Genomic DNA, 12,650 nt, shown 5'->3' on the forward strand with positions numbered 1-12,650 from the left:
TCGCCCCCCATGCCAACCCGGCGGACTCTGACCAACCCGGCGGACCCGGTCCGGGCCCCAGCATGGTCACCCGGCGGCGGGCGCGCAGGACGCACGTGACGCGCGCTCCTGTCCCCAGGCCGGCAGGTAGAAGAGGGCGCCGAGCATGCTGATGCCGCCGATGACGCTCATGGCGACACCCGTCGAGGTGCGGCCCGCGAGCAGGCCGCCCATGGTCGCGGTGACGCTGAAGGACAGGAACCCGATCATGGAGTTCATCGACAGCACCGTGCTGCGGTTGCGGGCCGTCGCCTCCTGGTGGAGCAGGGCGCTGTGCATCGGTCCCGCGGATCCGTGGAGCGAGTAGGTCACGAGGTAGGCCGCGACGAGCGCGACGGGTCCGGCCACAACGCCCATAACGAGGGCGCCCAGCCCGTTCAGGACCCGAGCGAGGACGGCGGTCGGGACGACCCCGAGGCGTCCGCTCAGCATGCCGGACAGGGCCGCGCCCAGCGCGAAGACGCCCCAGCCGGCCGCCGCCACGGGACCCATGAGGGCACCTGCCCGGACCTGGTTCCCGAGCAGCTCGGACAGCCGGATCGGGGTGAAGGTCTCGAAGACGACCATCGCCGCGGACCAGAAGAGCTCGACGGCCATCAGGCCGGCCAGCACCCGGTTGTGCCGCAGCAGACCGAGGCCGTCGCGGATGACGACCGGTGTCTCTCGGACGGATGCGAGCGCGCGACGCGCGCTGGCCGTGTCGACCCCGGCCCGCGGTTCCGTGAGCAGGACGAGGACGGCAACGAGGTGGACCACACTCAGGGCGATGTAGGCGATGCCTGGCAGGAGGAACGCGCTCCGGCTCGTGAGCGGATGCCACCAGAACAGCACCCCAGAGACGAGCGCGCCGACGGCCATGGCGATCCCCAGGAGCATCCCCTGCGCGGACAGGTCGGCGTCGACGTCCGCACCGGGGTCGCGCACATGGACGGTGTCAACAAACCAGGCCTCGAGCGGCCCGGAGTCGAGCGCCCGGAAGACGCCGGTGAGGACGGCGGCGAGGGCGAACTGCCACCACGCAGACGCGGTGGAGAAGACGAGACCCGCCATGACGCTGACGACGGCCGAGGCGACATAGACGGGGCGTCGTCCGAAGGCGTCGGCGAACCCGCTCGTCGGCAGCTCGAGGGCGAACACGGTGATCCCGACGAGCGCTGCGGCGCTGAGTGTCTGGGCCACCGTCAGTCCGCGCTCCAACGGCCAGAGCGTCGTGATCCCGACGATGAGCCCGACGGGAAACCACCGGGTGAAGGTCAGGGTGAGGAGGACCCGCCGGGCTGCGGCCCGGGACAGGTGCGAGCTCATCGCCCCGGTGTCTTGTCGAGATCGACGGGGTAGGCGTAGGTGTAGACAGCGACCCGCTTGGCGCGGGGGTTGCCCTGGCCGACGCGCCGGTACTTCTGGAGGACGGCCTCGAGCTCGGCGCGCAGGGCCACGAGCTGCTCCTGGGTCACGAGCGCGACGTTGTCGTTGAGGCCGAGGTGGTCGGCCCAGTCGCCCGGCCAGGTCGCCGACACGTCGAGCCACTGCTCGGCACGGGTCGCGAAGTGGCGCACGTAGTCGCGCTCCAACCAGTTCAGCGCGGTCGACGCGTCCTCGTCATCGGCGAAGTCGCTCGCCATCCAGGAGTGCTGCTCGCTCGCCGCGCGCCAGAGCCGCTCCTTGCCCTTGCCGCCCTCTGTGTCGACGACGAGGCCCACCGACTCGAGCTTGCGCAGGTGGTAGCTCGTCGCGCCGGAGTTCGTCCCGAGGAGGCTGGCCAGCTCGGTCGCGGATGCGGGCCCGACCCGGCGCAGCTGTGACAGCAGCCGGGACCGGAGCGGGTGAGCGAGGACCTTGACGGCCTCGGAGCTGAGGCGAACGCTGCTCTGGGGGAGTGATGTGGGAGCCATGTGTGCACAATAGTGTTGCACATTCTGTTTGCACAACAAATTTGCAGATAGCCTTTGCGAGGGCATCCGGGCAGGTCAGGGGGCGTTGAGCCCCCCGACGGCCATGAGTTGGCCCCGACGTGGGCTTCTCCGTAGACTGACTAACTGTTGTGCCACCCCGACGGCTCCCTTCCGGAGCACACGGTGGCCCGCTCAGGCGGGGCCCACGGCATACGACCTCCACGAGTTCCACCGAGAACGAAAGCTGGACCACTGTGCGCACGTACACCCCCAAGCCCGGCGAGGTCACTCGCTCGTGGCACGTGATCGACGCGACGGACGTCGTGCTCGGCCGGCTCGCCAGCCAGACCGCCATCCTGTTGCGGGGCAAGCACAAGCCGACCTTCGCCCCCCATGTCGACACCGGTGACTTCGTCATCATCATCAACGCCGACAAGGTGGCGCTGACCGGCGCCAAGCTCGAGCAGAAGAAGGCCTACAGCCACTCCGGCTTCCCGGGCGGTCTGAAGTCGACGAGCTATACCGAGCTCCTGCAGAAGAACCCGGCCAAGGCGGTCGAGAAGGCCGTGCGCGGCATGCTCCCCAAGAACTCCATCGCCCGCGAGCAGCTCTCGAAGCTCAAGGTCTACGCCGGCGACAAGCACCCCCACGAGGCCCAGAAGCCCGTGCCCTTCGAGCTGACCCAGGTCGCGCAGTAAGTCCGCCCCGCGGACCTGTGCAGAACACGACAAGGAACCACTGTGGCTGAGAACGAGATCAACGAGTCCGGCGCCGTCGACACCATCGGCGACGACGAGCCCGAGCTGACCGAATACACTTCCGAGTCCGAGGGCCCGGTCGGCGCCGAAGCGGCCCCGCGGCCGACCGCGTCCGCTCCTGGCGCCGCCACCGGGCGCCGCAAGCAGGCCATCGCCCGCGTGCGGATCGTCCCCGGCACCGGCGACTGGACGATCAACGGTCGGACCCTCGAGTCCTACTTCCCCAACAAGGTGCACCAGCAGATCGTCAACGAGCCGCTGGCCCTCCTCGAGCTCGTCGGCGCCTATGACGTACTCGTGCGCGTGCACGGTGGCGGTCCGTCCGGCCAGGCCGGCGCCGTCCGGCTGGGCATCGCCCGCTCGCTCAACGGGATCGACGAGGAGCTCAACCGTCCGGCGCTGAAGAAGGCAGGCTTCCTCAAGCGCGACTCCCGCGTCCCGGAGCGCAAGAAGGCCGGCCTCAAGAAGGCCCGCAAGGCTCCGCAGTACAGCAAGCGCTGACCAGGGTCCACATCGAGGGCGGCCAGGGGATGTCTCCTGGCCGCCCTTGGCGTGTCTGGTAGTAGGTTCGATCGTCGGCATGCCGGGTGCTCACCTCCCCCCGTCGGGGGAGTGCACCTTGGCGGCCGGCCCTCTCGAAAGGCACCACGTGGCTCGACTCTTCGGCACGGACGGCGTCCGCGGCCTCGCGAACAAGGACATCACGGCAGAGCTCGCCCTCGACCTCTCGGTCGCGGCGGCGCACGTCCTGGGGGAGATCGGGGCCTTCCGGGGGCACCGGCCGGTCGCCGTGGTCGGGACCGACGGACGGGCCTCCGGCGAGTTCCTCTCCGCCGCCGTCATCGCGGGGCTCGCCTCGGCCGGGGTCGACGTGCTCGACGCCGGCGTCCTCCCGACCCCGGCCATCGCCTTCCTCACCGCGGACACCGGTGCCGACCTGGCGGTCATGCTCTCGGCCTCGCACAACCCCATGCCCGACAACGGGATCAAGTTCTTCGCCCGCGGCGGGCACAAGCTGCCGGACGACGTCGAGGACTCGATCGAGGAGCGGATGGGCGAACGGTGGAGCCGGCCCACCGGTGCCGGAGTCGGCCGGGTCCGCCGTCTCGAGGCGGGCCACGACCGCTACGTCGCCCACTTGCTCTCGATCCTCCCGCACCGCCTCGACGGCCTCTCCGTGGTCATCGACGCTGCCCACGGGGCCGCCTCGCGGGTCTCCCCGGACGCGTTCCGGCAGGCTGGCGCGACGGTCATCGTCATCGGCGCCGACCCGGACGGCCTCAACATCAACGACGGCTACGGTTCGACCCACCTGGAGAAGCTCGCCGCAGCGGTCATCGAGGTGGGCGCCGACCTGGGTGTCGCCCACGACGGTGACGCCGACCGGTGCCTGGCGGTCGACGCCACCGGACGGGTCGTCGACGGCGACCAGATCATGTCCGTCCTCGCGCTGGCGATGCGCGAGCAGGGGCGCCTTGCCGACGACACCCTCGTCGCGACGGTGATGAGCAACCTCGGGATGATCCAGGCGATGGCGCGCGAGGGCATCACCGTGCGACAGACCGGGGTGGGCGACCGCTACGTGCTGGAGGACATGAAGGCCGGGGGCTACTCCCTCGGGGGCGAGCAGTCGGGGCACGTGATCTTCCTCGAGCACGGGACCACCGGCGACGGCGTGCTCACCGGCCTCATGCTCGCCTCCCGCGTCGCCCAGACGGGACGCACCCTGGCCGACCTGGCTGCGGTGATGACCCGGCTGCCGCAGGTCCTCGTCAACGTCCCGGACGTGGACAAGGCGGCGGTGGACTCCCACCCGGGGGTCCAGGCCGACGTCGCCTCGGCCAGTGCCGAGCTCGAGGGCACGGGCCGGGTCCTGCTGCGCAAGTCCGGCACGGAACCCCTCGTGCGGGTGATGGTCGAGGCCGCCGACGAGGCGCAGGCCCATGCCGTCGCCGAACGGCTGGCCGCATCGGTGCGCACCCACCTCTCCCGCTGAGGGCGCCCGCCGCGTCGTTCCACGTGTTGCGGCGGCGGCCACCTCACCTCCACGTGTTGCGGCGGCGGCCGCGCCCGAGGCCCTGCTGACGCGTCGGAAGCGGCGCAAGCCGCAAACGGTGGGCGGGAGGTGGGCCGTTAGGGGGCCGGAGGTGGGCGGGAGGCGGGCCGGTGGAGCCGTGGCGGCGCGGCATACGATGTCAGGCGTCCGACGCTCCTGCCCCCGAGAGGCCAGTGCATGAAGCTCGCCATGCTGGGGGGAGGAGGCTTCCGGACCCCTTTGGTGTATGCCGCGCTGCTCGCGGACCGCGCCGGGGGCGTCACCGAGGTGGTCCTCCAGGACCCCGACCGCACCCACCTCGACGCGATCGGTCACGTCCTCGACCAGACCAGCGCGGGGGTGCTCGACGCGCCGAGGGTGTCGGTGACCACGGAGCTCGACCAGGCTCTCGAGGGAGCCGACTTCGTGTTCTCGGCCGTGCGGGTCGGCGGTCTCGAGGCCCGGGTGGCCGACGAACGCGTGGCCCTCGACCTCGGTCTGCTGGGACAGGAGACCACCGGCCCGGGGGGAATCGCCTATGGCCTGCGGACGATCCCGGTCGCGATCCACATCGCCGAGCGGGTCCGGGCTGTGGCGCCGCAGGCATGGGTCATCAACTTCACCAACCCCGCGGGGATGATCACCGAGGCGATGCAGATCGTGCTCGGGGACCGCGCGGTCGGCATCTGTGACACGCCGATCACCATGGCCAAGAGGGTTGCTCGCCTCCTCGGGCTCGGCAACGACCCGGTCGAGATGGACTACGTGGGCCTCAACCACCTCGGCTGGCTGCGGGGTCTGCGGCACGAGGGCGTCGATGTGCTGCCTCGGCTGCTCGGCGACGATGCCCTGCTCGGGGCGACCGAGGAGGGCCAGCTCTTCGGTCTCGACTGGCTGCGGACGCTCGGGTCGGTGCCCAACGAATACCTCTACTACTACTACTTCGCCCGGGAGGCCGTCGCCGCAATCCGCTCCGGGGGGCCGACCCGGGGCGAGTTCCTGCAAGAGCAGCAGGGGCGCTTCTACGACGCCGTGTCAGCGGAGCCCGGGCGGGCCCGCGAGCTCTGGGTCGCGACCCGACAGGAGCGCGAGGAGACCTACATGGCGGCCGAGCACGCGGGCCGGCCCCGCGGCGGCGAGGAGGGGGTGGCGGACGTCGGCGGCTACGAGGGGGTGGCGCTGGCGCTGATGCGGGCCATCGCCCGCGACGAGCCGGCGTCGATGATCCTCAATGTCCGCAACGGATCCACCGTCGTTGGGCTGCCCGAGGACGCCGTCGTCGAGGTGCCGGTGACCGTGGACGCGTCGGGGCCGGTGGCCTCGGCGGTGAGCCCACCCGATCTGCACCAACGGGGCCTCATGGAGCAGGTGAAGGCCGTCGACCGGTTGACGATCGAGGCCGCCACGACGGGGTCGGTCACCGCCGCGGAGAAGGCGTTCGGCCTGCACCCCCTGGTCGACTCGGCAGCGGTCGCGAGACAGCTGGTGGCCGCCTACCGAGAGCGGATCCCCGAGGTCGACGCGGTCTTGTCTGACCTGCGCTGACCGGGCGGCATTGAACCCGGCGCAAGCTCAGACGAGCCGGTCGATCAGGCCGGTGTCGACGTCGTAGAGGAAGCCGCCGATGGCGACGGCGTCGGGGATGAGGGGGTGACTGCGGACCTTTGCGACGTCCTCGTGCAGCGCGGCAACCTGGTCGTCGACGACGTGGAAGGCCTGCCAGGACACGTCCTGACCGGCGGACTCACCCACAGCCGCACGCAGCTCCTCCGCGGTGTTGCTGGCCATTGCGCACCGGGTGTGCGGGATGATGACGATCCGCTCGACGCCGAGCAGGTGGACGCCGAGGACGAGGGCCTCGAGCGCAGCCTCGGTGACGCGGCCGCCCGGGTTGCGAAAGATCTTGGCGTCGCCCGGCGTCAGCCCGAGCATGCCCAGCGGGTCGATGCGCGAGTCCATGCAGGTGACGACGGCGACGCCTGCGTGGGCCACCCCATCGAACCCGCTCAGCGCGAACGTCGACGCAAACTTCGCGTTGGCCGCCACGAGGTCGCCGAACGCCCCTTCGCTGGTCACCGTCCCGCACGCTTGGCGATGGTCGTCGGCGGTGTGGTCACCGTGGCGAAGCTGTACTCGGTCACGCGGCCTGTCCTTCGCGATGGACGGTCCCGGTCGGGTTGTCCCGAACCAGAGGGATTGTCTAGCGCCTTCCGGCGCCATTCCACAGCGTAGGGCTCAACCGTCGAACCACCGCGAGGGGCCTGAGGCCGAACGTCACAAGTCGGCAACGAGGAGGAGGGCTGTAGCGCAGACGGTGCCCAGTGGTGTTGCATGGCGTCTGAGACACGAGGAGGTGGCCCCGAGGTTAACGAGGACATCATCGAGGGGCCAGGACCGGCGAGGGGCCGGGGCGGGCCCCTTGCCGTGGCCGGAGATGCCGGTCAGCACCGCACTTGCCCGCACGATCACCCTCCAAGGAGGACCACCTTCATGATCACTCGCAGGACAACACTGACCGGGCTCGTGGCCGTGGCCGTTGCCGGTCTCGCCTCGGGCTGTCTCTCATCGCCCTCCTCGAACTCCGGGTCCGGCTCGGGCGCCACCGGGAACGCCAGCGCCAAGAGCAAGGTCTCCATCATCTTCGGCTTCGGTGGCGACCAGACCCAGGGCTTCAAGGACTCCCTCGACCCCTGGGCGAAGGCCAATGGCATCACTATCGACTACCAGCAGTCCGACTCGTTCGACACCATCATCCGCACCAAGCTGGCTGGCAACACGCTCCCCGACATCGCCCTCTTCCCGCAGCCCGGGCTGCTGAAGGACATCCAGAAGACGAGCAACGGCAAGATGCAGGACCTCACCAGCGTCCTCGACATGGGCAAGCTCAAGGGCAGCATCGTCCCCGGCTTCCTCGAGGCCGCCCAGGTCGACGGGAAGCAGTACGGCGTCCCGGTCTCGATGAACGTCAAGAGCCTGCTCTTCTACAACAAGAACACCTTCACCCAGAAGGGATACACGCAACCGAAAACCCTGGACGAGCTGAAGACGCTCGCCGCCAAGATCAAGGCCGACGGCACCACGCCGTTCTGCGTGGGCATGGAGTCCGGCAACGCGACGGGCTGGGTGGGGACCGACTGGATCGAGGAGCTGGTGCTCAAGCAGCTCGGCCCCGAGAAGTACGACCAGTGGGTCAACCACACCCTGAAGTTCGACTCCCCGGAGATCAAGAGCGTCTTCAAGACCTTCAACGACCTCGTCCTGGCCGAAGGTCAGACCTACGGGGGCAGCAAGGCCATCGTGTCGACGAAGTTCGGCACCGCAGCCAACCCACTCTTCGACAACCCGGCGAAGTGCTACCTGCACAAGCAGGGCAACTTCCTCACCCAGAAGGGCTTCCTGACGGACGCCATCCAGACCAAGATCGACGACAACGTCGGGGTCTACCCCTTCCCCAAGGACAAGTTCGACACCGTCGAGGGCGGCGGTGACATGGCGACGATGTTCACGGCCAACGACACCAACGTCACCAAGGTGATGAAGTACATCACCGAGGACCCGACCTTCGGGCAGGCGTGGGCGGGTCCGGCGGACCGCGGGTTCCTGTCGCCGCACAAGGACTTCGACGTGTCGAAGTATGGGACGAAGCTCACCCAGAGCATCGCCCAGATCGCCTACACCTCGTCCGGAGTCCGGTTCGACGGCTCGGACGCCATGCCCGGCGCCGTAGGGGCGGGGTCATTCTGGAAGGGCATGGTGGCCTACACGTCCGGACAGCAGGACGTGGACGCGACAGTGAAGGCCATCGACGACAGCTGGCCAGCCTCCTGAGGCCTCGCACGACTCGATCCGTCCTCGCAGCGGCCGGCCGACCACCTGAGCGTCTGGTCGGCCGCTGCGAGAGTCAAGAAGGAGGGTGTGTAGATGGACATGATCATCAAGCTGGTCAACGCACTGCTGGCCGTCATCGCAGGGGTCGGCGGCGCGCTGATCCTCTACTGGTTCCTCAACAAGGTCGTCGAGCGGCTGCCAAACCGGACCGAGGACAAGGTCAAGCCCTTCGTCTTCATCGGTCCGGCCGTCCTCCTCGTCTCGCTGTTCCTGCTCTATCCCGCGATCCGGACGATCCTCCTCAGCCTGGCGAACGCGCAGTCAACGGCGTTCGTGGGGCTGGCCAACTACTCCAAGCTCCTCGGTAATGGCGAGTTCCGCGGGGTCCTGTTCAACACCTTGCTCTGGATGATCATCGTCCCCACGGCGGCGGTCGCCGTGGGCCTCCTCATCGCGGTGCTGTCGGACCGGATGAACCCGCGCGGCGAGAAGCTGGCCAAGACGCTCATCTTCATGCCAATGGCCATCAGCCTCGTGGGGGCATCGGCGATCTGGTCGGTCATCTACCAGGCGGCTCCCAAGGGCAGTGAGCAGCCCGGGCTCCTCAACGCCATCGTCACGGCCTTCGGCGGGGACCCGCAGGCCTGGCTGCAGTTCAACACCGCGCGCATCAACAGCCTCCTGCTCATGGTCATCCTGATCTGGCTGCAGACCGGGTTCGCCATGGTGCTGCTGTCGGCTGCGATCAAGTCCGTCCCGGAGGACACCATCGAGGCGGGCCGCATCGACGGTGCCAGCGAGGTGGCGATCTTCTTCCGGATCGTCGTGCCCCAGATCTGGCCCACGGTGATCACCGTCTTCGTCACCGTGTTGTTGGGGACGATGAAGGTCTTCGACATCGTCAACGTCATGACGAACGGCAGCTTCAACACCGACGTCATCGCGAACCGGTTCTACACGGAGCTCTTCACCAACGGCAATGCGGGGAATGCCGCAGCGATCGTCGTCATCCTCATGATCGCGATCATCCCGTTCATGGTCTACCAGGTCAGACAGTTCCGGAAGCAGGAGGCCGAACGATGAGCATCGCCGAACCCACCGTCGCCAAGACGCCGCGCGTCAAGCGGTTCGCCAAGGAGAGCACCAACTCCGAGGGCAACCGCAAGGTCAGCCCACTGATCACGGTGGTCATGGTGATCATCTGCCTGGCGTGGCTGCTGCCCACCTTCGGGCTCTTCGTCACGTCGTTCCGGCCGCTCGAGGCGATCAACTCCAGCGGCTGGTGGAAGGCGTTCGCCAACCCGCTCTCAGCGACCACCTGGACCTTCGACAACTACTCCCAGGTGATCAGCCAGGGCCAGACGCCGATGAACATCTCGTTCGTCAACAGCCTCGTCGTGGCAGTCCCCGCGACGATCATCCCCATCATGATCGCGGCCTTCGCAGCCTATGCGTTCACCTTCATGGAGTTCCCGTTCCGCGACACGATCTTTGTCATCTTCGTCGCCCTCCTCGTCGTGCCGAACCAGGTGGCCCTCGTGCCGCTCCTGCAGCTCTACGGCTCGCTCGGACTCAACGGGACATTTCCTGCAGTGTGGCTGGCCCACGCCGGGTTCGGGATGCCGCTCGCGGTCTACATCCTGCGCAACTACATGGCGGGTCTGCCGCGGGCCATCATCGAGTCGGCGAAGATCGACGGCGCCAGCCACTTCACGACGTTCTGGCGGCTCATCGTCCCCATGTCGGTCCCCGCGCTGGCGTCCTTCGCGATCTTCCAGTTCCTCTGGGTGTGGAACGACCTTCTCATCGCGCTGATCTTCCTCGGTCAGGGCGAGAACATGGTGTTGACGGTCAATGTCAAGGGGCTGCTCGGTCAGCAGGGGCAGGGGGCAAACCTCCTCACGGCGGGCGCCTTCATCAGCATGATCGTCCCCATCCTGGTGTTCCTCGCACTGCAGCGGTTCTTCGTCCGGGGCATGACCTCGGGCGCCGTCAAAGGCTGACCTGCCAGGTGGGCGCTGCCGGACGGGCACGCGCACGCAAAGCGCGGCGACCCTCCCACCGACCCGGTGGGAGGGTCGCCGCGCCGTGCCGCCGAGGCGTCAGAGCTCGGCGAGGGACGGTGCGTAGGCGCCGGCCCGTCCGACGGTCAGGCCGCTGCAGGCGAGCCCGCGCTCGATCGCGGACCGGACATCCGCCAGGGTCGCCTCGCGAAGGCGTCGACGGGCCTGAGGTCCGCCGAGCAGACCATCGCTCAACAAGCCGGAGACCAGGCCCGCCATGAACGAGTCACCGGCTCCGACCGTGTCGACGACCGACGTCGCGACCGTGGGGGCCGAGGCGACCTCACCGGCGTGCTCCACCCGGAAGACCACGCCGTCAGCGCCCCGGGTGACCACGGTCAACGCCGGGCCCAGCCGCCCCCAGTGGCGCAGGACCTCGTGGACGGGCATCCCGGCATACAGGGCCTCGAGGTCTTCGTCGCTGGCCTTGACCACGTCGCAGAGGGCGATGACCTCCTCGATCCGCACCCGGGCGAGGTCGAGGTCACCCATGATGGCGGTGCGCACGTTGGGGTCGTAGCTGACCGTCGCGCCCGGGCGGGCCGCCGTGAGCGTCTCGACGACGGCGGTGCCGCCGGGCTCGAGGACCGCGGCGATGGACCCCGTGTGGACGTGCCCCGTGCCGACGGGGACGGGGACGCGGCGCAGGTCCCACATGAGGTCGAACGTGTATGCCGCGGCGCCGGCCGGGTCCAGCTCGGCGAGGGCGGTCGAGGTGTGGTCTGCGGTGGTGCTGCCCGCAAGGACGTGCACGCCCCCCGATGCGAGGTGGGCGGTGATGCGGTGGCCGCGCTCGTCGTCGCCGTAGCGGGTGGCGAAGTCGACCGACTGCCCGAGCCGGGCCAGGCCCAGGGCGACGTTGAGGGGGCTGCCGCCGACGAACTCGGTCGTGGAGCCGTCCGGGCGCCGGACGATGTCGACGAGTGCCTCGCCGATGACGAGGGTGCGGTCCATCGGGGTCACCCGGCTGCAGGGTGCACGAAGTCGAGGTGGCTGTAGGCCGCCAGCTTGTGGAACTGGTGCTGGGCCTCGATGAGCCGGATCGTGCCGCTGCGCGAGCGCATGACCAACGACTCTGTCGTCGCCGTCTCCGAGCCGTAGCGCACGCCCCGGAGCAGCTGGCCGTCGGTGATCCCCGTCGCGACGAAGTAGCACTCACCCCGGACCAGGTCGTCGGTCGACAGGACGGCGTCGAGGTCGTGGCCCGCATCGAGGGCCTTCTGCCGCTCGTCGTCGTCGGTGGGACAGAGCCGGCCCTGGATGACGCCGCCCATGCACTTGATCGCGCACGCGGCGATGATGCCCTCGGGCGTCCCGCCGATGCCGAGAAGCAGGTCCACGCCGGTGTCGGGTCGGGCCGCCATCACCGCGCCCGCGACGTCGCCGTCGGAGATGTAGAACAGCCGCGCCCCGGAGGCCCGGATCTGCTCGGCGAGACGCTCGTGGCGGGGCCGGTCGAGCATGACCACCGTGACGTCGGAGGGCTGCTCCCGCTTGGCCTTGGCGATCCGCCGGATGTTCTCAGCGACGGGCAGCCGGATGTCGACGACGTCCGCGGCGTCGGGGCCGGTGGCCAGCTTGTCCATGTAGAACACCGCACTGGGGTCATACATGGTGCCGCGCTCGGCGACGGCCATCACCGAGACCGCGTTGCTCATGCCCTTGGCCGTCAGCGTCGTCCCGTCGACGGGGTCAACGGCGACGTCGACCTCGAGCCCGGTGCCGTCGCCGACCTTCTCGCCGTTGAAGAGCATGGGGGCGTTGTCCTTCTCGCCCTCCCCGATGACCACGGTGCCGTCCATGCTGATGCTCGAGATGAGGTGACGCATGGCCTCGACGGCGGCGCCGTCGGCGCTGTTCTTGTCACCGCGTCCCACCCATCGACCGGCGGCCATCGCGGCCGCCTCCGTGACGCGCACGAGCTCGAGTGCAAGGTTGCGATCCGGCTTGGTCGGGTTCATCGGCGAACATGTCCTCCACGTGGGGCGGCAAGGCTTCGGCTCGCTCACTCTATGGGGGAGCCCTGAGCGACCAG

At 69.1% G+C, this 12,650-nt stretch carries 12 protein-coding genes; 7 read left to right on the top strand and 5 right to left on the bottom strand.

What is annotated here, in order from left to right; all coding sequences use genetic code 11:
* Positions 1–66: 66 nt before the first annotated feature.
* Both ACLL9L_RS10615 and ACLL9L_RS10620 read right to left on the bottom strand, forming a co-directional pair.
* Positions 67–1,344 carry an MFS transporter gene (locus ACLL9L_RS10615; RefSeq protein ID WP_411284623.1) on the bottom strand — a complete coding sequence of 426 codons (1,278 nt, stop codon included), beginning with the start codon at positions 1,342–1,344 and terminating at the stop codon, positions 67–69.
* Positions 1,341–1,931 carry a helix-turn-helix domain-containing protein gene (locus tag ACLL9L_RS10620; RefSeq protein ID WP_411284624.1) on the bottom strand — a complete coding sequence of 197 codons (591 nt, stop codon included), beginning with the start codon at positions 1,929–1,931 and terminating at the stop codon, positions 1,341–1,343. Before ACLL9L_RS10620 ends, ACLL9L_RS10615 begins: the two co-directional genes overlap by 4 nt.
* A 254-nt stretch (positions 1,932–2,185) precedes the next feature.
* Between ACLL9L_RS10620 and rplM the strand changes: the two genes are divergently transcribed.
* The 4 genes from rplM to ACLL9L_RS10640 all read left to right on the top strand — a co-directional run bounded on the left by rplM (position 2,186) and on the right by ACLL9L_RS10640 (position 6,269).
* Positions 2,186–2,629 (top strand): 50S ribosomal protein L13, encoded by a 444-nt coding sequence (rplM, locus tag ACLL9L_RS10625; protein WP_411284625.1) that lies wholly within the window; start codon positions 2,186–2,188, stop codon positions 2,627–2,629.
* Positions 2,630–2,671: 42 nt separating this feature from the next.
* A complete protein-coding gene (rpsI, locus tag ACLL9L_RS10630; RefSeq protein WP_411284626.1) occupies positions 2,672–3,190 on the top strand; it encodes a 30S ribosomal protein S9 in 519 nt (172 codons plus the stop codon).
* A 148-nt stretch (positions 3,191–3,338) separates the two neighbouring features.
* Positions 3,339–4,685: a phosphoglucosamine mutase gene (gene glmM / locus ACLL9L_RS10635; protein ID WP_411284627.1), complete on the top strand. Its 1,347-nt coding sequence runs from the start codon at positions 3,339–3,341 to the stop codon at positions 4,683–4,685.
* Between the two features lie 237 nt (positions 4,686–4,922).
* Positions 4,923–6,269, top strand: a complete 1,347-nt coding sequence (locus ACLL9L_RS10640; protein ID WP_411284628.1) for a 6-phospho-beta-glucosidase — start codon at positions 4,923–4,925, stop codon at positions 6,267–6,269.
* A 27-nt stretch (positions 6,270–6,296) separates the two neighbouring features.
* Here ACLL9L_RS10640 and ACLL9L_RS10645 read toward each other — a convergent pair whose 3' ends face one another.
* Positions 6,297–6,800 (bottom strand): beta-class carbonic anhydrase, encoded by a 504-nt coding sequence (locus tag ACLL9L_RS10645; protein WP_411284629.1) that lies wholly within the window; start codon positions 6,798–6,800, stop codon positions 6,297–6,299.
* 414 nt (positions 6,801–7,214) lie between these two features.
* On the opposite strand from ACLL9L_RS10645, the gene ACLL9L_RS10650 reads away from it, so the two are divergent.
* The 3 genes from ACLL9L_RS10650 (at position 7,215) to ACLL9L_RS10660 (ending at position 10,555) form a co-directional block, all read left to right on the top strand.
* Positions 7,215–8,552, top strand: a complete 1,338-nt coding sequence (locus ACLL9L_RS10650) for an ABC transporter substrate-binding protein (protein WP_411284630.1) — start codon at positions 7,215–7,217, stop codon at positions 8,550–8,552.
* Positions 8,553–8,645: 93 nt separating this feature from the next.
* Positions 8,646–9,635, top strand: coding sequence for a carbohydrate ABC transporter permease (locus ACLL9L_RS10655; RefSeq protein ID WP_411284631.1), 990 nt, complete (start codon positions 8,646–8,648; stop codon positions 9,633–9,635).
* Positions 9,632–10,555 (top strand): carbohydrate ABC transporter permease, encoded by a 924-nt coding sequence (locus tag ACLL9L_RS10660; RefSeq protein ID WP_411284632.1) that lies wholly within the window; start codon positions 9,632–9,634, stop codon positions 10,553–10,555. Before ACLL9L_RS10655 ends, ACLL9L_RS10660 begins: the two co-directional genes overlap by 4 nt.
* 99 nt (positions 10,556–10,654) lie before the next feature.
* Here ACLL9L_RS10660 and ACLL9L_RS10665 read toward each other — a convergent pair whose 3' ends face one another.
* Together ACLL9L_RS10665 and glpX are read right to left on the bottom strand one after the other, a co-directional pair.
* On the bottom strand, positions 10,655–11,569 hold the full coding sequence (locus ACLL9L_RS10665; protein ID WP_411284666.1) for a carbohydrate kinase family protein: 915 nt from the start codon (positions 11,567–11,569) through the stop codon (positions 10,655–10,657).
* A 5-nt stretch (positions 11,570–11,574) separates the two neighbouring features.
* Positions 11,575–12,576 (bottom strand): class II fructose-bisphosphatase, encoded by a 1,002-nt coding sequence (gene glpX, locus ACLL9L_RS10670; protein WP_411284633.1) that lies wholly within the window; start codon positions 12,574–12,576, stop codon positions 11,575–11,577.
* Positions 12,577–12,650: the final 74 nt, after the last annotated feature.

Source organism: Lapillicoccus sp. (assembly GCF_046595215.1).
Taxonomy (GTDB): domain Bacteria; phylum Actinomycetota; class Actinomycetes; order Actinomycetales; family Dermatophilaceae; genus Lapillicoccus.